The organism is Streptomyces nigrescens (assembly GCF_027626975.1).
Classification (GTDB): Bacteria; Actinomycetota; Actinomycetes; order Streptomycetales; family Streptomycetaceae; genus Streptomyces; species Streptomyces nigrescens.
The window spans coordinates 3,473,359-3,496,263 of record NZ_CP114203.1 but is presented as its reverse complement, the minus strand read 5'-3'; the positions used below and the strand labels follow the sequence as shown (position 1 = coordinate 3,496,263).

At 67.7% G+C, this 22,905-nt stretch carries 19 protein-coding genes; 9 read left to right on the top strand and 10 right to left on the bottom strand.

All coding sequences use genetic code 11. From position 1 onward, the window contains the following. Positions 1–385: 385 nt before the first annotated feature. The 5 genes from STRNI_RS15595 to dndB all read right to left on the bottom strand — a co-directional run bounded on the left by STRNI_RS15595 (position 386) and on the right by dndB (position 7,321). Complete coding sequence (locus STRNI_RS15595; RefSeq protein ID WP_277411415.1) at positions 386–2,104, bottom strand: DUF262 domain-containing protein; 1,719 nt, start codon at positions 2,102–2,104, stop codon at positions 386–388. A 98-nt stretch (positions 2,105–2,202) separates the two neighbouring features. Further along, a complete protein-coding gene (gene dndE / locus STRNI_RS15590) occupies positions 2,203–2,583 on the bottom strand; it encodes a DNA sulfur modification protein DndE (RefSeq protein ID WP_277411414.1) in 381 nt (126 codons plus the stop codon). Then, on the bottom strand, positions 2,573–4,597 hold the full coding sequence (dndD, locus tag STRNI_RS15585; RefSeq protein ID WP_277411413.1) for a DNA sulfur modification protein DndD: 2,025 nt from the start codon (positions 4,595–4,597) through the stop codon (positions 2,573–2,575). The genes dndE and dndD overlap by 11 nt, the downstream gene beginning before the upstream one ends. After that, the gene (gene dndC, locus STRNI_RS15580; protein ID WP_277411412.1) at positions 4,584–6,185 is read right to left on the bottom strand and encodes a DNA phosphorothioation system sulfurtransferase DndC; all 1,602 of its coding nucleotides are present in this window, start codon (positions 6,183–6,185) and stop codon (positions 4,584–4,586) included. Before dndC ends, dndD begins: the two co-directional genes overlap by 14 nt. Beyond that, positions 6,182–7,321, bottom strand: a complete 1,140-nt coding sequence (gene dndB / locus STRNI_RS15575) for a DNA sulfur modification protein DndB (RefSeq protein ID WP_277411411.1) — start codon at positions 7,319–7,321, stop codon at positions 6,182–6,184. The genes dndC and dndB overlap by 4 nt, the downstream gene beginning before the upstream one ends. Positions 7,322–7,548: 227 nt before the next feature. Between dndB and dndA the strand changes: the two genes are divergently transcribed. Further along, on the top strand, positions 7,549–8,700 hold the full coding sequence (gene dndA, locus STRNI_RS15570; RefSeq protein ID WP_277411410.1) for a cysteine desulfurase DndA: 1,152 nt from the start codon (positions 7,549–7,551) through the stop codon (positions 8,698–8,700). Positions 8,701–8,715: 15 nt separating this feature from the next. Here dndA and STRNI_RS15565 read toward each other — a convergent pair whose 3' ends face one another. Continuing rightward, on the bottom strand, positions 8,716–10,194 hold the full coding sequence (locus STRNI_RS15565) for a DNA phosphorothioation-associated putative methyltransferase (protein ID WP_277411409.1): 1,479 nt from the start codon (positions 10,192–10,194) through the stop codon (positions 8,716–8,718). A gap of 766 nt (positions 10,195–10,960) precedes the next feature. Between STRNI_RS15565 and STRNI_RS15560 the strand changes: the two genes are divergently transcribed. Further along, positions 10,961–11,662 (top strand): tyrosine-type recombinase/integrase, encoded by a 702-nt coding sequence (locus STRNI_RS15560; protein ID WP_277411408.1) that lies wholly within the window; start codon positions 10,961–10,963, stop codon positions 11,660–11,662. Positions 11,663–12,023: 361 nt separating this feature from the next. On the opposite strand, the gene glpK is transcribed toward STRNI_RS15560, so the two are convergent. Both glpK and STRNI_RS15550 read right to left on the bottom strand, forming a co-directional pair. Next, a complete protein-coding gene (gene glpK, locus STRNI_RS15555; RefSeq protein ID WP_093637820.1) occupies positions 12,024–13,538 on the bottom strand; it encodes a glycerol kinase GlpK in 1,515 nt (504 codons plus the stop codon). A gap of 38 nt (positions 13,539–13,576) precedes the next feature. Further along, entirely contained in the window at positions 13,577–14,344 is a 768-nt protein-coding gene (locus STRNI_RS15550; RefSeq protein WP_093637594.1) for an IclR family transcriptional regulator, read from the bottom strand. 161 nt (positions 14,345–14,505) lie between these two features. Here STRNI_RS15550 and STRNI_RS15545 point away from each other — a divergent pair, with 161 nt between their 5' ends. Beyond that, the gene (locus STRNI_RS15545) at positions 14,506–14,928 is read left to right on the top strand and encodes an ATP-binding protein (RefSeq protein WP_262041041.1); all 423 of its coding nucleotides are present in this window, start codon (positions 14,506–14,508) and stop codon (positions 14,926–14,928) included. Positions 14,929–15,029: 101 nt separating this feature from the next. Here the strand turns inward: STRNI_RS15545 and STRNI_RS15540 are convergent, their stop codons facing one another. Next, positions 15,030–15,788: a carbonic anhydrase gene (locus STRNI_RS15540; protein WP_277411407.1), complete on the bottom strand. Its 759-nt coding sequence runs from the start codon at positions 15,786–15,788 to the stop codon at positions 15,030–15,032. A gap of 373 nt (positions 15,789–16,161) precedes the next feature. Here STRNI_RS15540 and STRNI_RS15535 point away from each other — a divergent pair, with 373 nt between their 5' ends. Beyond that, positions 16,162–17,106, top strand: coding sequence for an alpha/beta fold hydrolase (locus STRNI_RS15535; protein ID WP_277411406.1), 945 nt, complete (start codon positions 16,162–16,164; stop codon positions 17,104–17,106). Between the two features lie 29 nt (positions 17,107–17,135). On the opposite strand, the gene STRNI_RS15530 is transcribed toward STRNI_RS15535, so the two are convergent. Continuing rightward, positions 17,136–17,885 carry a PIG-L deacetylase family protein gene (locus tag STRNI_RS15530; RefSeq protein WP_277411405.1) on the bottom strand — a complete coding sequence of 250 codons (750 nt, stop codon included), beginning with the start codon at positions 17,883–17,885 and terminating at the stop codon, positions 17,136–17,138. Positions 17,886–18,216: 331 nt separating this feature from the next. On the opposite strand from STRNI_RS15530, the gene STRNI_RS15525 reads away from it, so the two are divergent. The 5 genes from STRNI_RS15525 (at position 18,217) to STRNI_RS15505 (ending at position 22,684) form a co-directional block, all read left to right on the top strand. Then, positions 18,217–18,969 (top strand): GntR family transcriptional regulator, encoded by a 753-nt coding sequence (locus STRNI_RS15525; protein ID WP_018089366.1) that lies wholly within the window; start codon positions 18,217–18,219, stop codon positions 18,967–18,969. Positions 18,970–19,212: 243 nt separating this feature from the next. After that, the gene (locus STRNI_RS15520; protein WP_159486342.1) at positions 19,213–20,916 is read left to right on the top strand and encodes an APC family permease; all 1,704 of its coding nucleotides are present in this window, start codon (positions 19,213–19,215) and stop codon (positions 20,914–20,916) included. A 246-nt stretch (positions 20,917–21,162) separates the two neighbouring features. Beyond that, a complete protein-coding gene (locus STRNI_RS15515) occupies positions 21,163–21,342 on the top strand; it encodes an SPOR domain-containing protein (protein WP_018089368.1) in 180 nt (59 codons plus the stop codon). Positions 21,343–21,393: 51 nt separating this feature from the next. Further along, entirely contained in the window at positions 21,394–21,825 is a 432-nt protein-coding gene (locus STRNI_RS15510; protein ID WP_174876334.1) for a (deoxy)nucleoside triphosphate pyrophosphohydrolase, read from the top strand. Positions 21,826–22,222: 397 nt separating this feature from the next. After that, positions 22,223–22,684 carry an ATP-binding protein gene (locus tag STRNI_RS15505; RefSeq protein WP_020397725.1) on the top strand — a complete coding sequence of 154 codons (462 nt, stop codon included), beginning with the start codon at positions 22,223–22,225 and terminating at the stop codon, positions 22,682–22,684. Positions 22,685–22,905 lie beyond the last annotated feature (221 nt).

Below are 22,905 nucleotides of genomic sequence, written 5' to 3'. Positions count from 1 at the left end.
ATCCCTGGATTTATCGTTGAGCCTAGGTGTAGAGACGCCGCCGCTCGCGCGGCACTGGTGCGGTAAAGCTCGGAGCTGGCGGAGGCGAAGGTGGGGGATCGGAACCTAAGGACGCCGTTTTGGTGGTGCAGCTAGTCTCTAGCCCTCTTGTGTCGTCATCTCATAGAGTCAGAGCTGCTGGCATCTAATGCGTCAATTAGTTCTGTAGATCACGTATGGGAAGACGTATGTGCTTCCAAAGGCCGTGCAGGTTGAAGTAGTTTCTGCAATCCTGGGGCGCTGTCAAGTACTGCCTGCCCCTCACTAACGGGGCAGGCAGTCTTCTTTGCTGGATGAAATCCTGCTTTTGCCGGCGATGGAACACATCGCCCATCAATGCTTCCCTTTATCGTGGCCAGGTTCGTACAGCCAGGGCCGCCAGGCGTTCCTGTCGGGCCTGGATCGCCGCGGGGGTCCAGGTAGCACACCCGCCGACCTCCCGAGTCAGGGCGAGCTTCGATTGTTGGAAGATTTCAGCCTTGTCCTTGAACGGCTTGTTGCCGAGGCGCGAGTTGGAGCCGGAGGGCAGCAGGACCATGTTGCCGAGGCGATAAACCCAGCTATCGGCGTCTTCACGGTTGCCGCTTGCGGCGATGAACTCAGACCAGTCCTCGGCCACTGCGTTCTGCGGGAAGACGTGCTCTAGGTTCACTTCGTTCGGATTGTCGTTGGGGACGAACTCCGGTTGCCCCTCCTTCTTGCAGGTCTTCTCCAGGGCGCTCAAGTAGTAGCGAGCAATCTTGCTGGCGTCCCCCCGTCCGAGCAGAGTGGCCAGAGTGAACTGCGCCTTGAAGTCACTATCGGACGGGATGAGGTCGTTGAGCCGTTCCCGGACCTGAGTGGCGTTCGTGATCGCGCCCTGGCGAATTCCCATGGCGATCTGCGAGTACAGGTCCTCGTAGCGCCCCCGATTCATTGCGCTCATGACCATGCCGCGCACGGACCAGTTGACCATGGCCTTGAGCAGCTTCTCGATCTGAACCGGCGGAAAGTGCTCGACGGCCGCGAGTAGCAGGATCTTATTTGGGACCAAGTTGAACAGGACGAGTGTGTCAAGAGCCGGACGCCGGCTCGAACACTTTTCGTTCCAGATTTCGTGACTGGGGTCGGAGAGTGCGGCGTAGATGCGCGCGCCCGACAGAAGCTCCTCCGAAAACGTCAGGGCGTCCTGGCTCTGCACTACCCGCTCACGCATCTTCGCGTACAGGTCCCGTTCGGTGACTTTGCCGACTCGCGAACTCCAATAGTGCCGCAGGAATTTCGTGAACTTCTCGTTCGCGGCCGTAAGGGACAGGGCGCCGATTGCCTTGTGCCAGTTGTTACGCACGGAGTCGAGGTGCAGCTTAGCCGCACCGAAGAGATGATTCTTCAGAAGGTCGGCGGTGGTCAGGTCGGCGCCACGGTTGTTGAGCGTTTCGAAGATGACATATGCATCGGCCTCGGAGGGGGTCTCCACGACGGCGAGCTGTGCACGTTGCTGGAGGTACTTGACCCATTTGAGCAGTTCATGTGTGGCTTCCGCGCCGTACCGCTCCGTGAGCTTGTCGAGCTCCTCACGGAAGAAGCAGTACGCCCTGATGATGTCAGAGTCTGTGCGCTTGGCGGGGTGGACTGGCAGCGTGCTGCGGGTGACGATTCCATGGAAAGGGGGATTGTCATCCTCGTTGAGCTTGAGGTGCGGTTCCGTTCCCTCGGCGTCCCAGGCTTGGCTCGCGAGGAACTCGTCGCCGATGAGGTGCGCACGGATGTGACCCAGCTGGTGCAGCGCGTCGCGGATTGCGGCAATCAGGAGTGAGGATGTGACGAGCCGCTGCTGTCCGTCGATGATCTTCTTGCGGTCTTCCGGTCCGTCCTGAGTCAGGACGATCGTCCCGAAGAAGTATTCCTCGTCCGTCCCGATCCGGATGGCCCGGTCCATGTCGGTCCAGTAAGCCTTGACCTCCCGGTCCACCTTCCAGCAGTACGCGCGCTGGAACTGGGGGACGACCAGCCGGTCGTTGCGGAGGATCTCGCCAATGCCGACGAGGTTGAGCTGGAGCGTGGTGCTGCCGTGACCCGATGCCATGCGGGGCAGTCTAGCTGCGGAGATACGCATTCGGGTGACATATCGCTGATTGCTGTCCAGCAGTACGTCACCCGAACTCGCGTTCCTATTGGCTTAGTTCAGGCCGCGACCGACCCGATCAGTCCCTCAATCGTCGTCAGCTGCTTCTGCCCGCCCAGGTATCCGATGCCACGGTGCAGATGCACCGTAAGAGTCTTTGCGACGTTCTCTTCGGTCGGGGCCTCGCCGTCCTCGACGCAGCGCTGCTTGAGGAGCGCAAGGTAGATGTCGCCGTGGGTGGTGCCGGCAAAGGTCTTCCAGTCCATCACGACATTGGAATCAGTGACGATGTCACGAATAAGCGGGGTCGAGGGATCCTTCAGGGAGAGGATAAGGGCCCAGCGGCACAGGACGTTCCACTGACCAATTCCGGTGGTGCGCTTGAGACGGATGAGGCGGTCCTTGGCCGGCTGGGAAAGGCGTACGTGCTCAAGCGACATTGCTGGCTCCTGCGTTCCACAAGTATCCCTTGACGACCTTGGTGGTGAGCTCGATGTCGTCGTGCGTGAGGGTATAGGTCTGGGCCACTGCCTTGTTGAGGCGGCCCAGGAGGTGCTCGTCGATCTCCTCGTCGGTAGAGAGGAGCAGAACCTGGCCGCTGGCGTGAGGGAAGTAGCGGTCGACGAGGTGCTCGCGGTGGCGGCTGTCGAGACGGCCGAGCGGGGTGTCGATGACGCTGGGGAGCCTGTTGCCGGCAACCTTCATCAGGCCCCACAGCAGGGAGACGGCAAGCAGCTGGCGCTCACCGGCGCTGAGTCGCCCGGGGTTGATCTCCTCCCCCTCGGTATCGGAGAGCGTGAGGGTGAAGTTGTCCGTGTCGATGCGGATGTCCTTCACCAGTCCCTGCTTGCGCATCAGGCTTTGGAGACTTTGCAGCATCGCGACTTCGAGGCGGCTGATGTGCCGCTGTAGCAGAGCAGTGGAGAAGTGTCCGAGGGTCTCGCGGGCCTTCTCCGAGAAGCGATTGATGCGGTTGACCTCCTCCTCCTTGACCTTGGTCCGGATGTAGTCCTTGTGGGCGCGGTCCAATGCGGTATTGACGTTGGACTCGTGCCGCTTGGCCTCTTCAACGCGCTGGAGGGCCCGGTCGACGGCATCCGCCGCGACGGCGACGGTGCGCATGTGCTCGGCACGATCTTCCAGTAGTTCGTGCACCTCGTCCTTTTCGGGGACGCCTGCTAGCTGGCGGTCCAGCTGCGCGAGCTCTTCGGTCGCGGCTTCGGCTTCGGCGAGCAGCTTGTGGGCTTGATTGCGCTCTGCGTCCAAAGTCTGGGTGAGCGCCTCCAGCTGAGACAACATGTTGGCAGGAAGATGCAGGTCGACGTCGAGATCGGCGGCGGCGGCGCGTTCGGCCCTGTCAGCTTCCATGGCCTTGAGTGCACCCTCGCGGGCCTGTTCGGGCAGGCGGTCCAGCAGCCAGGTGTCACGCTCGACGAGGACGTCGAGGACTTCGCGTGCCTGGGCGGCCACACGCTCGCGGCGGGCTTGCTCGGAGACGGCCTTGAGCTGAGCGTCAGCCATCAGAAGCGGAAGGGAGCCACCAGCGCTCGCGATGAGCGCAACGCGTGTGTCAGCGAGGCGGGTGGCGGCAGCGTTGCGGGCACTCTCCAGGGTGACGCGCTGTTCGAAGAGGGCACCGCCTTCGTCCTTGTACGCCCGCTCGGCATCCTCAAGCTTCTCCTTGGCTTCGTCGTGCGCCTCGGTCAGCCGGTCGAGCTCTTGCTGAGCACGCTTCCTCTCCTGCTCAGCACGCTTGCTTTCCTGCTCCTGCTCTCGGACTCCGTCGAGCAGGTGCTGCTCCTCGTTGGAGATCGTTTGCCGGCGTTGTAGAGCCTGCAGGTCGGTCCGGAGCTGTTCGACGGTGCTGATACCGAGGAGCGAACGGATGGCTGATTTGATGAAGGAGGCAGCGCGATCGGGGTCGGCCAGCGACTCGATCTTTTCGCCGTCGAAGAACGACAAGGAGGCGACCTCCAGCGGCAGCAGATCCTCGACGTGGTCGGCCCACCCCTCGCTGAGTACCTTGCTGAATTTGAGCTCGGGTCGCTTGCGAGTGCTCTTGGCGAGCTCGCCGTACTGCTCGTCGACGAAGACGTTCAGGAATTCCTTGACTGACTTGCCTGATAGGCGCCAGCTGCGGATAACCGAGTAGTAGTGCTCGCGGCCCTCTACGGCGATGGTGAAGTCGAGCGTGACGGAGGCGCCGCGGGTGGGGTCGGCTTGTCGATTGATGGACTCGTGTAGGTAGCTCTCGTACGTCTTGTTGCCGCGGCCGGAGCAGCGGGCGCGTCGGCCGTACAAGGCGAGCTGGATGGCATCGAGCAGGGTGGTCTTGCCGCAGCCGTTGAGGCCGCCGATGAGGATGATTGGCTTGTTCTTCTTCGGCGTGAGGTCAAGGGACTGCTCACCCCGGTAGGCCCCGAACTCGGAGAGGGTGATCTTACGCAGGAGCATCGAGTTCGTTTTCCTGGTCGAAGGTGAGGGTCTGGGTGAGGGGCTGGGCGGTGTCGACGCGCGTCTCTTTTTTGCGCTTGGCGAAGGCTACGGCGTCCTCGCCGTCCTCGTAATAGCCCTTCTCGACGGCCTGCTGCAGTGCTTTGAAAAGGCCGGCACGGCGGGTCATGGTGCGGTACTTGCGTTCGACTGAGAGCAGCTCGCGGACCATGCTGTAGTGCAGTTCGTCGTCACCACAGATCTCCTTGAGGATCTGCATCTCGTCGGCGCCCATGACCAGCTGCTCGTCCAGCGGGCCGCCGGGGAACTCCTCGCCGGTCGCTTCCTGATAGATGCGCGGCAGGGTGTCCTCGACCTCGTGCTTGTCGAAGACCCAGATGCGGCGGATCTCATGCAGCTCGTCGGGAGTGATCAGCGCGATGTTACGGACGTGTTCGGGGGTGTCGGGGTTGGTACGGATCCAGGTCTGTGCTTCCAGCAGCTCGCGCAGCCACTTCTCGCGGTAGTCCTGCTTGTATGGGCCGTGAATAGCGCCGTCATTGAAGAGCATGACCTTGCCGTTTATACGGCGGAAGTCACGGGCCGGCTTGTCCGGGCGAGGGAAGGGAGCCTTGCGTCCGGCAGGCAGGTCCGGATCCCCCTCCTCGTAGTGGCCGAAGGGCGCGTCTAGCTTGTTCCGGAGGGTGAGGAGCGGGAACATCCACTCCTTCTCGTCGTCGTTCTGGATCATCGCGGACATCGACTTGTCCTGCTCGACCAGGGTGCACGTCCAGCAACCGAAGCGCGAAGAGCCGCAGGACGGGGTGGTGGAGTCGACGACGAGTGGGCACTCCCCGTCAGCGGAGGCCCCTTGGTACATGCTGAGGAGGTCCTCGTTGTTATAGCCCCAGGGGTTGGGACGTTGCATGAGGAACTCCCAGACGTCGTCGTCGGTCCAGTCCTCGACGGGGCTGTAGACGAGCGAGTTAGGCAGGTTGGCGTTGGGGGAGAGGCGATCGCGTACCCGGCGCTTCTCGTGCTTCTCCATGGCCCGAGCACGCGCCTGACTCTCGGTCTTACGGATACCCAGCACCATGATCGCCTCGCCATGGGCGGCAACGACGCTGCGGATGAACGAGTTCGATGGCTTGATCTTGAGACGCTCGGTGCACCAACGGAACTTGGGGCGGGGAGCAGGGTAGCCGCGGCCGATCAGGTTGACCCAGAAGGTGTCTTTGACATCCGGTGTGAGCCGGTGCGGCTCGATCGGCAGACCCTGCTCACCGGCGGCCTTCGCCATGGTCTCAAGCGAGTTGGTGACCCAGGCGGCGACGACCGGGTTCTCGACAAGGGTGTCGGTGGAGATCACATGGACCTGCTTGGTGAGCTGCTCGGCGGGTAGCTCCTTCAGAGCTGTCCAGACGAGTTGGAGGACCGCGGTCGAGTCCTTGCCTCCGCTGTAACCGATCACCCACGGGACCTGGTCGGCGGTGTACAGCTCGCGGATCTCGCCGGCGAGCTCGGCCGTCACCTCATCCAGAGAGCGGCCGTTGAAAGCGCGCCGGCGCTGGGCTGGCAAGCCGAGCGGGATGGGGATGGTGGAACTCATTTCTCGCCTCGCAGGTAAGCGTCTTCCACTCGCTGATCTTCAGGGCTCAAGCCCAGGCCGAGGTGGTGACGCAGGTAGTTGACGGTCAGGGTGACTTGCTGATGGCTCTTGGAGACGCGGCCGCCCACGATGGCCCGGCCCTCCCAGTCACTGTTGGCGCGCGACCAGTTCACCTTCTTCAGCGGTGCAAGCTTGTTCTTCCAGTGGCTCACAGCCGTCGAGTCGCGCAGCAGCGAGTTTCCGACCCGACCGAGGGCGTGCAGGGCGATGCCATGACTGTGGATGAAGTCACGGCGCATCTCGGCAGCCGAGAGCCGCCGTTCGCGCACCATGCTCCACTCCGGCAGCGCTTCATCGATCGTCTCCCAGTATGCCTGGGCGAGTTCGGTGGCTTCGTCTGGCTTGAGTTCCAAGCCCTGTAGCAGTGCCTGGGTGCCGTAATAGAGGGCACTGAGGGTGAACATCTTCCTGGAGCGGGCAGAAAGGTTGCTCTTTTCTATCTCCACGTAACCGTTGAAGACGACCGAGCGGCTGGCGAGAGTGCGGGCGACCTGGGCTTCAGCGTCACGATGATCGTACAGAACGCCGATGGAGCGGGCCGGCCGCACGGCGTGCCGATTGAGGTCGGCGAACATCTGTTGAGAGCGCGCGAGACCGGCGTCGTGAAAGAAGACGACGGCGATGGTCTCCTCACCGAGATCGGAGTTCTGGCGCAGGGCAAGCTCGATTGCGGCACGCCGGTGCTGCCCGTCGTTGATCAGGAAGCGGGCATCCATGGCGATGCGGAGCTGGCCGGTGCGGAAGCCGATGTCGTCGGCGCTGAAGGTATCGAACTGCATGTTGCCGTCGACGGAGGCGGTGAGCGCACTGAAGACGTAATCGTCCGAATTGTCCAAGATATACTTGGATAGGGCGGGGAGGCGACCCTTGTTGAGGACTCGCTGGGCGCGCAGCTCAGGGGAGAGGTCCTCGTCATCCAGCCGGAAGATTATCGGGATCAGGCGTAGCGGGCACATCGTGACGTAATACTCGCGCCCTGCCTGGATGCCTCGGATTGCTGGGAAGCGGTACTCGAAACCGGTCGAGGTGCAGGGCGCTGCCACACGTGGCGCAGGCGGCGCAGCTTCAATCTCCACCCGCAAACCGTAGCGTACGTCATCAGGGAAACGTACACGGCTCTGGACTTTGCGTAAGCGACGCGAGAAGAAGACGTACTCGTGGGACGGGTAGGGAACAAACGGCGAAGGGGGCGGGCTGTCCTTGTAAGGAAGGTGAGCCGAGGTGATGGCGACCTTCTGAGCGTGTACGTTAACGACTTGACGTACGCGCGAGAAGTCGGGCGCAGGGAAGCAGGAAGGAACGAGTGAGTGCCGTGGTGGCGTATCTAGATGCGGCGGCGACGACGCGGGTCGAGCCGAACGTCGCCGAGGTGGTGCTGCACTGGATGACGGAGGAGTTCGGCAACGCCGGTAGCCGCACCCATGAATACGGGCTGCGTGCCAAGAAGGCGGTCGCCGCAGCCCGCGCCTACCTCGCTTCCACTCTGGATGCCCAGACTGAGGAGATCATCTTCACCAGTGGCGCCACGGAGTCGAACAACATCGCGTTGCTCGGCCTCGCCGCTTACGGAGAGGGGAGCGGGCGTAAGCACATCGTGACGTCTGCCGTCGAACACAAAGCGGTCCTAGAACCGCTGGAGCACCTGCGCGACGCCCGCGGCTTCGAGGTCGAGTTCCTCCAACCGGGCCCCACCGGCAGGCTCACCGCCGACGAGGTTCTGGCTCGTGTCCGCCCGGATACTCTCCTTGTCTCCCTCATGCACGTGAACAACGAGACTGGCGTCATCCAGCCCGTTGCCGAACTCGCCAAGGCCCTGATCAAGACCCCCACCTTCTTGCACGTCGACGCCGCCCAGGGCTACGGCAAGCGGACCAAAGACCTCACCGCCCCTATCGACCTGATCAGCATCTCTGGCCACAAGGTGGGCGCCCCCAAGGGTATCGGTGCCCTCCTCACCCGCCGCCGAGGCTGGAACAGGGTCCCCCTGGAACCGATCATGTACGGCGGCGGGCAGGAACGAAAGCTCCGTCCAGGCACGCTTCCCGTCCCTCTGATCATGGGGCTGTACGAAGCGGCCCAAAGCTTCCACGCGAAGCGTGACAGCTGGGAGCGCGACGCTTTGGCTTTGCGGGAGCGCCTCCTCACCGCCCTGGAGAAAACCCGCTACACGATCAACGGCGACCCCGAGCACTCCGTCCCCCACATCCTCAACGTCAGCTTCGACAAGCTGAACGCCGAGGCGCTGATCGTGAGAATCAAGGACCAGGCCGCCATCGCAACCGGCTCGGCATGCACCAGTGCGTCGTACACACCTAGCCATGTGCTCACCGCCATGGGACTGCCGGAGGAACGGGCGTCGAACGGGCTGAGGCTGTCGTGGTTCCCGTCGCAGGTGACAGAGTTCGATGCCGAGGCGTTTGCGGAGACCGTGGCCCATATGCAACCCGGTCTATGAGGCATGCTGCTCTTGTCAGCTATTGACTGAGCGGCGTCGTACGAGGCGGTGGCCGCGCAGTTCGCGACCACAGCGGACCAGCTCTGCCTCCCAGCCCCGCTCTGTTCCGATCAGATGCGGATGCTCGTACAGCCCGGCATTCACCTCTGACTCGGTCAGTCGCCGGTAGCGAGGCCCGGCCGGGTCGTCCGGGGCCAGGAACTCATGCTTCCGGTGGAGCAGCGGACGGTTCTCCGACTCCTCGTAGAAGATGCGGGATGACTCCAGTGTCCGCATGTCAACCGTGTAGGAGGAGTGGATGCGGGGGTGCGGGTCTGTGTCGAACTCCGGATAGTCCAGCCACGAAACCGCTCGCCCCTTGTGCTTGAGCTTCAGCACCGTCCATGAGGCGGGCCGCCCAGCTGCGATCGACGCGCAGTGCTCGTAGAGCCGGAGCACCACCGGAATGCGGTCAACTGCCCGACGGTGCACATACAGTGCTGTTGGTGTCAGCTTCCCGGTCGCCGAGCCGTTCATTGCGCCGCGCACGTAAGCGTCGTCGCGCAGTTTGAGCAGCAGCCTGTCAGCCCGCCGGCACGCCTCTTTGTACGATGCGAAGAATGCCCGCACGTTCAGCTGGACGGAGTGCGGGAGACTGGAGAAAGGTCCACGGCCGTTGAACAGCTCCACCGCAAGATAGAGCAGCGTATTGAGCGTTGAGCGCTTGGCACCCTCAGAAACTTTGGTCGCGTCCGCACTGTCGCGAGTGAGTCGCTGCAGCTCGCCGGGGGTGAACTGGGCCAGCAGCTCGGCGGTCGGTCGTGGCACTTCATCGATGCGTGGCTGCCGTCCGCGCCGTTCGACATAGTCGACGACTGAGGCGAGCGCCGAGGCGGTGTCTGCGGATGCTAGCCAGTCCGCGTCCGGCACAATCCGCTGCGCCAGGTATTGCATCCGCGCTGCATTGTCCTTGAAGGCGTAGACCACACCGGGCGCCGCTGAAACTGCCCGAGCGCCCGTCACCTCAGCTACGTAGGCACGCAGCTCGCCTGCTCCGAAAAGGTACTGGAAGGTGCGACGGCTGGTCAGGATTCCGTCGCCGAACTCCTCGCCCTTCACCTTGCGCCGTTCCCACGTCAGACGCGCCGAGACGACGAGTAGGTCTTGGGCGAGGTCCCAGGCTCGGCGCAGCGTTTCGCGCCGCTCGCCCGGATCTTCGACGACGTTGAGGACATAGGTGAGCATCACCACCTCGGCGGGTCGAGTCGGGGTGTCGTTGAGGTAGTACGGGTCCCAGCCGCTAACAGCGCACCCCAGCCGTTCCAGTGCCGCGACGTCGTCACCGCGCCCGCATCCGTAGTCGAGCACCGTTCGCCCTTCACCGAGCTGTCGGTCACCGAGAGCCTGGCGGGCGGGGATGGAGAGCCTGAGCCGGGCGATGGCAGTGCGGCGGCGATCGCTGGACCAGGAATGTCCCGTGGGGAGTGGCGGGGGCGCCTTCGACGGTCCCTCCATGGGACGTGTTGTTGTAGCCGACGTGGTGTGGTCGGCAGGCACGGGTGACATCAGCGGCTCCACGCTGGTGATCCGGTCGAGGCACGCGACCCCAGGGCCACGTGAAATCGGGCTGGGGGCAGCGTAGGGGAAGGTCCCGCGGGACGGAGTGAGAGCAGGTCCGTGACCGTCCGTCAGCACTGCACGGAAAGTGATCCAGAACCACCGTTTTCCGCCGTCGTCGAGAACAAGCCCTGGGAGGGTGTCTTCACCGCACTGATGACCCAGGCTGATGCCGATGGGGACCTCACCGGGGCAGTGCCGGTGGACTGGCTGTTGACGGATAAGGTGGGGCCCCTTCCATGCGACCCGTGTTCAGCCCAAGCCGGCCACTGCCGATACAGGCGTATGGCCTCGGTGTTCCAGCGTTGCAGGACCGACAAGCGCAGCAAGCACTATCCGTGTGAGAAGCCGCGCTGCGGACACCCGTGGACGGTCCGGTACCGGGAGCCGGGGGGACAGACGGGCCGTCAGCGCGAGGTGAGCTTCCCGATGAAGACCCAGGCCCGGCAGTTCGCCGCGCGGGCCGAGCACCTCAAGGATCAAGGACTCTTCCTGGATCCCAAGCGCGGTGCCGTTACCGTCCGCGCATACGCCGCGGACTGGCTGGAGCGCCGGCTGGTCGGGGAGAACACCCACCGCAACTACGACAGCTTCCTGCGTCTCCACCTCCTGCCGCAGCTGGGCCGCAAGGCTGCCGCAGCTGGGCCGCAAGGCGCTCGCCGGCGTGGAGCGGGCGGACATCGACCGGTTCGTCGCCGCGCTCAGTACCAAGCTTTCGGCGAGCACGGTGCACGACCGCATGACGCTGGTCCGCAGCCTGTTCCAGACCGCGGTAGACGAACGGCGCATCCCTCGCAGCCCGGTGGACGGCGCCAAGCTCCCACGGGTCGGCTCCGGCGCGGTCGACGAGGAAGCGATCCCGACCCGGGAAGAGGTCGACCTCATCGCCCGGCACATCGAGCCGTACTACCGGCTGTCGGTCTACCTGCAGGCCGGCGCGGGCCTGAGGGTCAGCGAGGCCCTCGCCTTCGCCACCCAGTGCCGTCGGTTCGGTGCCCTCCGGGTACGGGAACAGGTGAGCCGCACAGCGCACCACGCCGACTGCCCGGACCGCTTCGGCCCCCTCAAACACCGCACCCCCGGCGCGTACCGCGACGTCCCGCTGGCCGCCTTCCTGGAGCAGGAGATCGACGCGCACCTACGGCGCTGGGGCGCCACCCCGGTGGGCTGCCGGGATGTGCTCTTCGCCCGGCGCCGAGGGATGGCGGGCACCATGCCGACGGCGACCACCTACGGCCCCGACTTCCGGCGGGCGGTGCGGGCGGCCGGCCTCCTCGGTCGGGACGGGACTCCCAAGTACACCCCGCATACCTTGCGCCACTTCTTCGCTTCCACCGCGCTGGCGCACGGGGTCCCCGTCCACTAGGTCTCCCGGTGGCTCGGGCATACGTCGATCAAGATGACGGTCGACATCTACGCGCACCTGGTGCCCGCCGCGTGGGAGCGCTGTCGGCAGGCCCTGCAACAGGCGCTGGGGCCGGTGCCGGCCGATGTGCCCGCGGCGGCGCCGGCGGTCGCCCACCGCACAGCCACGGCTGCTGGATCGCCGCTGGATCCGGTCGGCGGAGTCCGGGTTTGTGCAGGTCGCAGCGGTTGTGTCGATGTTCCGGTTCAACGTCTAGTCCACGCCTGCGCATTGACGTAGCGACCTGGCACACGTCCAGGTCGGACGGGGTCGGTTCCCTTTGGGGCCGGCCCCGTTTCTGTTCTGTGCCGAGGCGCCCGTGTCACGGCGGGTTCGGCTGTCGGATCCAGCCCAGGGAGCGCTCGACGGCGCGTTGCCAGTTCTCGTACTCCGAGCGTCGCCGCTGGGGGTCCATGTCCGGCAGCCACTGGGCGGCGCGGTGCCAGTTGCGGCGCAGGACCTCCAGGTCGGGCCAGTAGCCGGCGGCGAGTCCGGCGGCGTAGGCGGCGCCGAGGGAGACCGTTTCGACGGCCATGGGGCGCACCACGGGCACATCGAGCACGTCGGCCAGGAACTGCATGAGCAGGTTGTCGGAGGTCATGCCGCCGTCCACCTTGAGCACCTTCAGGGCGAGCGAGGAGTCGGCGTTCATGGCGTCGACCACCTCACGGGTCTGCCAGCCGGTGGCCTCCAGCACGGCACGGGCCAGATGGCCCTTGGTGATGTACGAGGTGAGGCCGACGATGACTCCGCGGGCGTCGCTGCGCCAGTGCGGCGCGTACAGGCCGGAGAACGCCGGGACGATGTAGCAGCCGCCGTTGTCCTCGACGGTGCGCGCGAGGGTCTCGATCTCGGGGGCGGTGCTGATCATTCCCAGCCGGTCGCGGAACCACTGGACCAGCGCGCCGGTGACGGCGATGGGGCCTTCGAGCGCGTAGACCGCGGGCTGGTCCTCGATCTTGTAGGCGACGGTGGTGAGCAGTCCGTGCCGGGACCGTACGAGGTCGGTGCCGGTGTTGAGCAGCAGGAAGCTGCCGGTTCCGTAGGTGCACTTCGCCTCGCCGGGGGCGAAGCAGGTCTGTCCGAACAGCGCCGCCTGCTGGTCGCCGAGTGCCGCGGCGATGCGGACGCCCGGAAGGACGGAACGGGCGGTTCCGTAGGTCTCGGCCGAGGAGTGGATCTCCGGGAGCATCGGGCGGGGGACCCCGAAGAACTCCAGCAGCTCCTCGTCCCAGTCGAGGGTGCTGATGTTCATGAGCATGGTGCGGCTGGCGTTGGTGACGTCGGTGAGGTGCAGGCCGCCGGCAGGGCCGCCGGTGAGGTTCCAGATCAGCCAGCTCTCCATCGTGCCGAACAGCACCTCGCCGTCCTCGGCGCGCTGCCGCAGCCCGTCGACATGGTCGAACAGCCAGCGGATCCGGGGGGCGGAGAAGTAGGTGGAAGGGCGCAGGCAGCAGCGTTGGAGGAAGAACTCGTCCCCGGGCCGGCTGCTGAGCTCCTCGACCAGCGGGGCCGTACGGGTGTCCTGCCAGACGATCGCCCTGCCCAGCGGGGTGCCCGTACGCCGGTCCCACAGCACGGTCGTTTCGCGCTGGTTGGCGATCCCGACGGCGGCGACCTCCTCGGGGCGGACATCGGCGTCGGCGAGCGCGTGCGGCACCACGCGCTGCAGGGTGTGCCAGATCTCGACGGCGTCGTGCTCGACCCAGCCGGGCTGAGGGAAGTGCTGCTGGTGCTCCCGCTGGGCGACCGACACCAGCCGTCCCTGGTGGTCGAACAGGATGCACCGGGTGGAGGTGGTGCCCTGGTCGATGGACATCACATACCGCTCAACCATGATCAGCCTTCCGTTGCGGGGCACGAGGGCGGCGGGGCTCACCAGCGGGCGGCTCCCAGATCCCGGGAGATCGCCCGGGCGGCGTGGCGGACCTGGGTGACCAGGTCCGGCTGCGGGACGCCCTGGGAGTCGCAGATCCGCTCAACCGTGCCGGAGACGCCGATGGCGCCCACCACGAGGCCGCCGTGGCCCCGGATCGGCGCGGCGACGCCTGCCTCGTCCGTGATCATCTCCTGTACTTCGGCGGCCCACCCGAGTTCCCGGACCTCGGTGAGCGCCCGGGTCAGGCGCTCCGGGTCGGCCAGGGTGTGCCGGGTGTACGCCTCCAGCCCGGCCTCCACGGCCGGCTCCAGGGGCACGCTGCCGAAGGCCAGCAGCACCTTGCCGAGCGAGGAGGCGTGCAGCGGCAGCAGCGCGCCCACGTCCAGGGTCTGGAGGGTGTCATCGGGGCGGAAGACATGGTGGACGATGAGCACCTTGCCCTCCAGGGGCGCGCCCAGGCGGACCGCCTCCCCGCTGCGGGCGGCCAGGGCGTCGGCCCAGTTGATGGAGCGGGACCGCAGCTCGTTCACGTCGAGGTAGCTGGTGCCCAGGTGCAGGAGCGCGGCCCCGAGCTGGTATTTCCCGGTCGCCGGGTCCTGCTCGACGAAGTCGATGTTCTGCAGGGTGCGCAGAATGCCGTGGGTGGTGCCCTTCGCCAGTCCGAGCGAAGCGGCCACCTCACCCAGTCCGAGCCGACGGGGCCCACTGGCGAGCAGACGCAGGATTGCCGCCGCCCGTTCGATCGACTGGACCGGGCCGGCCATGAGGCAAGCGTAGTCCCGTAGTCGGCATCGGACCGGAAGGGACGGCTCTCCGCAACAGCGTTCGGTAATGCCGACCGACGTTCATTGACCGCCCCTGCCGTCCCCCCTAGCGTCCCTCTCAAGACCGGTGTCCAGCCGGCAGGAGCCTCGAAGGAGGCGGCATGACGGCACAGCTTGACGCAGTGGTTCGGGAGGCGGACGAACATGTCTGTCCGCTGCCCCACATCCCCGAGGCCGTTTCCGTCGTACGCCGGCGGGTGCGTACGGTCCTGGCCGACTGGAATCTGGCCCCGGACCTCGCCGAGGACGCGCTCCTGGTGATCTCGGAGCTGATCACCAACGCGGTCGTCCACGCCCTGCCGCCGGCGGTGCTGCGGCTGTCACGGGTCGTCGACGGGAGCCACGCCCTGCGCGTCGAGGTCACCGACGCGGGGACCGCGGCGGCGGACGGGCGGCCGGCCGTCGAGCCCGACGCGGACGAGCACGGCCGCGGGCTCGACATCGTCACCGCCCTGGCGGCCGAGTGCGGCACACGGGTCCACGCGGGCGGCATCACCTGGTGGGCGAAGCTCCTCACCGCGTGAGCCGCCGGGCCCCGGCACAGGCCGGCGCGCACGCCGGGAGGGGGCCGGGCTCCCACCGAGCCCGGCCCCCTCCTGGCTACCCCGTCCGGTGGCGGCCTCTCCTAGGACGGCGCGCCCGCCAGGACCTCCACCTTGCCCGTGTCGAGCGAGTAATAGGCGCCGACCACGGCAAGGTCGCCGTTTTTCACGAGCGGGGCCAGGTCCCGGTTGGCGCGCAGTTCGGCCGCGGTCAGCGTGACCTGGGCGCGGGCCATGGTGTCCACCGGGTCGTCACCGCCTTCCCGGACCGCCTGCTCGTACGCCGGCCGCAGCGCCCGGGCGATCGCCTCCAGGTTGCCGGGCAGCGGTTTGCCGTCACGGAGCGAGGTGTACGACGCCTCGACGGCGCCGCACCGCTGATGCCCGAGGACCACGATGAGCGGAGTGCCGCTGGTCATGGGCCCGTACTCCACGGAACCCGTGACCACAGGGTCGATCGCCTCCCCGCCCGTGCGCATCACGTAGAGGTCTCCCAGCCCGGTGTCGAAGAGGAGTTCCGGCGGCACCCGGGAGTCGATGCACGCGAGGACCGACCCGAAGGGCTCCTGTTTCTGTGCCACGAACTCGCGCCGGTCCGGATCCCGGTCGGGGTGCTGGAGGTCCCCGTTCACCCAGCGCTCGTTGCCCTCCATCAGGCGCGTGAAGGCCGCCGCGGGTGTGGTCGGCCGCGCGGTCGGCTGCATGGTCGGCCGCGCCTGCGGCGAGGTGCCGGCCGTCGCCGGGGCGCCGCTCTTCGATGAGCACCCCGCGAGTGCCGCCGTGGCGACGAACAGTCCGCCGGTGAGCAGGGCCCTGCGACCCGGCTGTCTCGCTCCGTCCATCGGTCGTTCCCCTCAGTCCGCTGCGACGTATGCGTACGTCCTGACCAGGGCGATTGTTCAGCGTGGCGGGGCGACGCGACGGGAGGCGCAAGCGGGTGCGGCCCGCTGTGCCACCGACGGCCCACAGAACCGGTCGGGTCGGGGGCGGCCCGGCCCGTGCTCCCGAGGCGGGTGCGCGAGACGCGGGAGGTGCCGGGCGTGCCGGCCGGGCGACATCCGCCACGTCTCCTGCGTGGCACGGCAGGGGCGATGAACGGACCCGGCAAGGGGCCCACAGGAAAAGGGGGTTGATCCATTCTGACCCGGAACGGGCGGCCGGGGCATCCTTTTTGCGGATGATCTTGGGGCTTTTTCGCGGCCCTAGCGTGAGGGCATGACGACGAGCGCGGGCAGGGATCTGGTGTGTGTGGCGGCCGACGGCGTGGAGCTGGCCGTGCGGGATCACGGCGGGGAGGGCGCCGCGGTGCTGTTGCTGCACGGTGCGGGGCGGACGCTGGAGGACTGGGCGCAGGTCGCCCCGCTGCTGGCGGCGGGGCACCGGGTGTGGGCGATGGATCTGCGCGGGCACGGGCGGTCGGGGGACGGTGCGGTGCCGTGGACCTTCGACGTGGTGGCCGGCGATGTGACGGCGGTGCTGGCGGCGTGCGGGGCGCCGGACGCCGTGGTGGTGGGGCATTCGCTGGGCGGGATGGTCGCCGCGTACTGCCTGGAGCGGGACGGGCGCGTGCCGGCGGCGGTGAACGTCGACGGGCACGGGATGGGACGTCCGGAGCAGTATGTGGGGCTGGACGTGGCCTATGTGCGAGAACGGCTGGTGGAGGCACGGGAGTTCGCGGACGAGGCGGGCGGACGAACCTTTCCCCCTGAGGCGTTGGACGCGGTGATCGGCTATCAGGCGGCCATGGCGGTGGAGTTGGGCATTCCGGCGGAGCTGATGGAGGCCGGGGTGCGCCGGTCTCTGGGAGAGGCGGCGGACGGGCAGCTCTTTCTGCGGCCGGGGCGGAAGCAGGCCCTGGAGCTGCAGGAGGCGATGGCGGGTATCGATCTGTTCGCGCTGTACCGGCGGGTGACACGGCCGCTGCTGATCGCCCGTGCGCTGCGCCCCCATCCCCCGGTGCCGGGCGTGCCCCCGTGGTTCGACGCGCTGATGGCGGCCTATGTGAAGGGGCTGGCACGCGATCTGGGGGAACTGGCGCGAACCCGGCCGCAGGTGACCGTCGCCGGGGTGGACGGGACACACGCGATGCTGCTGGAACGGCCGGCGGAGGTCGCGGAGCTGGTGTCCGGGTTCGTGCGCGGGCTTCCCCGGGGCGCTTGAACCGCGGGCTTCCCCGGAGGGCTTGAACCTCAGCGGGGGAAGAGCTGGAAGAGGGTGGCGGGGCGGCCCCGGTAGCGTTCGCCGCCGTTGCGCAGTGTCTGTTCGATGAAGCTGCGGGCATAGGCGCGGGGGTCCTGGCCGGCGCCGCCCAGGCCCTTGATGTAGGTGCTGTGGGCCGCCAGCGAGTCGACCGCGCGGTCGATGCCGGGGCCGACCTCGGCGGCGTGCGTGGGGTACGGGGAGGCCGCCACGGCCACCCAGCGCACGCCGTTCCAGGGTGCCAGGCCCTGCGCGCCGGCGAGTTCGGGGAAGATCCAGCGGTTGCCGGCGTCACCCGCCGCGTCCAGGACCGCACGGCCCACCACCCGGTGGTCCGCGCTGTTCCACTGGACGCCGCCCCAGGTGTCGTGGTGGTTGAGGGTGACCAGGAGCTCCGGGCGGTGGCGGCGGATGGCCGCGGCCAGATCGCGGCGCAGCGCCGGGCCGGCCTCGATGACCCCGTCGCGATGGTGGTCGAGGAATTCGACGGTGTGGACGCCCACGAGCGCGGCACCGGCCCGCTGTTCGGTCTCACGGACCGCGGCGCACTCCGCGGGTGCGAGCCCGTCGATCCCGGCCTCGCCACGGGTGACCAGGAGATAGCTGACCTGGCGCCCGGCGGCGGTCCATTCGGCGATGGCGGCCGCGGCGCCGTATTCGAGGTCGTCCGGGTGGGCGACGACGGCGAGGGTCCGCTGCCAGTCCCTGGGCATGGGGGAGAGGTGGGGTTCGGCGGACATGGGGCCCTTCCTTCCCGTCCTGGTGCCGCGTCCACGTTCCTGGTGCGGCGTCTTCGTGCCGTGCCGTGCCGTGTTCGGTATGCCGTTTCGGACGTGTTCCTCGAACGTGGTCCCGTTTCGATCGTGACATGTATGGGTGGCGTCCACCCGGGTGGAAAGAAACAGTGGGGTGGCGCGGGGTGGGGATGCGGGGGTCTCCGGAGCCCGATCTCGCTCGATATACGTGCTGAGCTGGGATTCATCACATCAGGTGAACATCTGGCCCAAGGTTGCGGTCGGCAACGCGCGGTTGCCACGCTGTTGCTGACTGTCAAGCTGTTGGGAGGGGCACGTGCCTTTCGGTGAGCAGCCCGCGTACCTCCGCGTCGCCGGCGACCTGCGCCAGAAGATCGTCGACGGGGTGCTGCCGCCGCACACCCGCCTTCCCTCCCAGGCGCGCATCCGCGAGGAGTACGGCGTCTCGGACACCGTCGCCCTGGAGGCGCGCAAGGTCCTGATGGCCGAGGGGCTCGTCGAGGGCCGCTCGGGGTCGGGGACGTATGTGCGCGAGCAGCCCGTCCCGCGCCGTATCGCCCGCGTCGGATTCCACTCGGCCGGTGGCTGTACGCCCTTCCGGCAGGAGCAGACGGACGAGCGGGTGCGGGGCACCTGGGAGTCCAGCAGCGAGCAGGAGGTAGCCGGTCCGGTGGTCGCGGCCCGGCTGCGCCTCCCGCAGGGCGCCAAGGTGATGCGGACGCGCTATGTCTTCCGGGCGGAGGGCGAGCCGTCGATGCTCTCGACCTCGTGGGAGCCCCTGGAGGTGACGGGGCGGACGCCGGTGATGCTGCCCGAGGAGGGGCCGCTGGCGGGCCGCGGGGTGGTCGAACGGATGGCGGCCATCGACGTGGTGGTGGACAACGTCGTCGAGGAGGTCGGTGCGCGGCCGGCGCTGGCGGAGGAGGCCATGACGCTGGGAGGGGTGCCGGGGCATGCCGTGCTGGTCGTCTCGCGGACGTACTTCGCCGGCGGCCGGCCGGTCGAGACGGCCGATGTCGTCACCCTCGCGGACCGCTATCGCGTCGCCTACCACCTGCCTGTGAAGTGAATGGTGCGCTCTGCGCCGCCCTGCGGGTGTCGCCTAGACGTCCCGAGCGCGCCTTTGGTTCACAGGTCGATGTCCCATTTGCTTCTCCTTGTCGGTAAATGTCGCCCTGGTGAGGGTGTGGGATACCTCACAGACCCTCAACTGGGCGGGAGATTTGCGTAAGTGGGGGAAGTCGACCGTGCGATTCGCTCTTACGATGGCGAAGTTTGTGCACGGCACGGGGGAAGACCAGGAGACCAGCACGTGAGCACGACGAAGACACCGAGCGCGGAGCAGGGCTCGCACTCGAATTACCGTCGGTCCCTCGGGACCATCGCCCTGACCGCCACTGGTCTCGGGTCCATCATCGGTTCCGGCTGGCTCTTCGGTGCCGAGCGGGCCGCCGCCATCGCCGGTCCGGCCGCGATCCTCGCCTGGGTCATCGGAGCGGTCGTCGCCCTGACGATCGCCCTCACCTACACCGAGCTCGGCTCGATGTTCCCCAAGGCCGGCGGCATGGTCCGCTACGGCCAGTACTCCCACGGCTCGCTCGCCGGCTACCTCGCGGCCTGGGCCAACTGGATCGCGATCGTCTCGGTCATCCCGGGTGAGGCCACCGCCTCCGTCCAGTACATGAGTTCCTGGGACTTCGGCTGGGCGCAGGCGCTGTACGACGGCAAGGAGCTGACCGGCACCGGTGTCGGGCTCGCCAGCGTGCTGCTGATCTTCTACTTCTTCCTCAACTGGTTCGCGATCTCGCTGTTCGCGAAGACCAACACCGCGATCACGGTCTTCAAGGTCGTCGTCCCGGCCATGACCGCGGGCGCGCTGATGATGGCGCACTTCGACACCGACAACATCGTTCACCACGGCGGCTTCACGCCCAACGGCTGGAGCTCGGTCTTCACCGCCGTCGCCGTCTCCGGCATCGTCTGGGCCTACAACGGCTTCCAGTCCCCGCTGAACCTCGCCGCCGAGGCCCGTAACCCCGGCAAGTCGCTGCCGAAGGCCGTCGTCTGGTCGATCGTGATCGCGCTGGTCATCTATGTCGCGCTGCAGGTCGCGTTCCTGATGGCGGTGCCCGGCGACAAGCTGGCCGCCGGCGGCGGCTGGGCCGGTCTCGGCTTCAACTCCCCGCTCGCCGACCTCGCCATCGCCTGGGGCCTGAACTGGCTGGCGCTGCTGCTGTACGCGGACGCCTTTGTCTCGCCGTCCGGCACCGGCATGATCTACGCGGCCACCACCTCGCGCATGATCCACGGTGTGCAGGAGAACGGTCATCTGCCGGGCATCTTCGGCAAGGTGGACAAGAAGACCGGCGTGCCGCGCCCGGCGCTGCTGCTCAACCTCGTGATCGCCTTCCTGTTCCTCGCGGTCTTCCGCGGCTGGGGCTCGCTCGCCGAGATCGTCTCGGTGGCCACGGTGATCTCGTACATCACGGGCCCGGTCGCGGTGATGTCGCTGCGCCGCGTCTCGCCGGACCTCAAGCGCCCGGTGAAGCTGAAGGCGATGCCGGTGATCGCGCCGATCGCGATGATCTTCGGCTCGCTGGTCCTGTACTGGGGCCGCTGGCCGCTCACCGGCAAGGTCATCCTGATCATGGCCGTCGGACTCCCGGTCTGGGCCTGGTACGAGATCGGCAAGCCGCTGACCCAGGGCCGCAAGCCGTGGGCCGCACTGCGCCCGCACCTGAAGGCCGGTGCCTGGATGGTGGCGTATCTGCTGGTCATGGCCTCCGTCTCGTACATGGGCGGCAAGGAGTTCGGCGGTAAGGGCTATCTGCCCGAGGGCTGGGACATCGCCCTGGTCGCCGCGATCGGACTGGCCTTCTACTACTGGGGCGTGCGCAGCTCCTGGCGCAACCCGTCGCTGGTCCAGGCCGAGGCCGAGATGCGCGCCGAGGACGAGGCACGTGAGGCGGACGAGGCCGGGGAGACCGAAGGGGTCAAGGCGCCCGTCGGGGCCTGAGCCCGCCCGCGCCGCCGCCCGGCGCCGTTCCGTACATCTGCCCGAGCCTCTCGGGCCCCACCGGCCACTCGCAGGCCGCTTCCGGTGCGCCGGGGCCCGCGGGTGGCCGGTTCGGTACCTCTTTGTGTAAATCCATATCCGGTGAGTGAAGGTCGGGCGTACGCTCGGGCATATGCGGATTGCGATTTCGGCATCAGCCGACAAGGAGCGCGTGACGGCGCGCTACCCGGCGGACGGAGGGGCGCAATGACTGAGGGTGGAGCGGTGCTCCCCTGGCTCGTCATCCGCCAGGACGAAGGGGGCAACCGGTACCGCGTGGGCCGGTACGCCACCCGAGCGGAGGCGGAGCGGGTGGCCGACCGGCTCGAGACGCGCGGCCGCCAGCAGCTCTACGTGGTCGAGAAGGCCGACCGGGCGGCGACCTGAGGGGCGGCGGGCGAGAAGCGGGACACAGGCGGGGGACGTAGGCTGCCGCGCATGACGACCGTGCGCGTAGTGGTGGGCGGAGCGGTGTGCGAGCGCGGGCGGCTGCTGGCCGCACGGCGCAGCGCACCGCCCGCGCTGGCCGGCCGCTGGGAGCTGCCCGGCGGCAAGGTGGAGGACGACGAGACACCCGAGCGGGCGCTGGAGCGGGAGCTGCGCGAGGAGCTGGGTGTCGAGGCCGCGGCCCTGGAGCGGATTCCGGGCGAGTGGGTGCTGCGCCCCGGCTATGTCCTGCAGGTGTGGACGGCCCGGCTGGTGTCCGGGGTGCCGCGGCCCCTGCAGGACCATGACGAGCTGCGCTGGCTGCTGCCCGGCGAGGAGAACCAGGTCGACTGGCTGGACCAGGACCGCCCGGCGGTCGCCGAGGCGATGCGCCGGCTGGCGACCCCGGCCGGAGCGACCGGAGTGACGGGCGTACGGCCGTAACGACGGGCGTACGGCCGCAACGAGCCGCACCGGGCGTCCCTGGCCCGCGCGCACCAGGCCACCCGCCCGCGCCCGGCCCCCCTGACCCTTCCCGCGCGCACCAGGCCCGCCGCGCCCCGGACCGCCTCGTCCCTCCCGCACCGGTCCCGCCCGCCCCGGACCGCCCGCACCTCCCCGCACGCCCTGCGTACCCCGCGCCGCCCCGTCGCCCGCGGCCGCCCGTTCACCTCGGCCGTCCGTCCACCTCGGCCGCACCCCCCCCGGCCCCCGCCGCAGCAATATGTTTCATTTGTGCCACAGTGCACCGCTGCAGGCGATATGCGGGGTCAGATACCGGGTATGTCCTGATTGACCCCATCGATGCAGACAACGCGACGGGGAGCCATCGGGCTGGGATGTGATCGGCGTGAGCGACAGCGCAGCGGCAGGGGTCCCTGAGCCCGGCTCCGGCAGCGCTCGCAGGCGCAGCAAGGCCGTCGGTTCCGCCACCGCCGAATGGAGCTTTCCGGCCGACCCCGGAGCGGTGCGCACCGCCCGCACGGTGGTCCGGCGGGTGCTGGACGACTGGGGCCTGAACGGCGCCGCCGATATGGCCGTACTACTCGTCAGTGAGCTCGTCACCAACTCCCTGCGCCATGCCAGCGGGCCGATCGGGGTCCGCATGGTGCTGCTCAGCTCCGACGGGCTGCTCGTCGAGGTATCCGATCCGCTGCCCGACCCGCCACGGGAGCGCGACGCCGCTCCCGACGATGAGGGAGGCCGGGGATTGCAGCTGGTCGCATGCAGTTCGCGACGATGGGGGACCCGTCGCGGAAAGAGCGGTAAGACAGTGTGGTTCGAGCTGTCCGTGGCTGGTTAGGAGACAGATGAAGTCCTGATCGTTGCCATTCCATCGACATTTCGTCGATGGGCTGCGATCGAGACTGTGCTGTGATCGTGAAGACCGTGTTCCGGATAGCCGGGGTATTGGATACTCGGGCTGGTCCGGTCCGGGCACGATGAGCTGGAGGGGACGGGGCTCGTGAGCAACATGTCATCTGGCGGGGCAGAACCCGCACAGGCCGATGGTCAGGGCGGTGC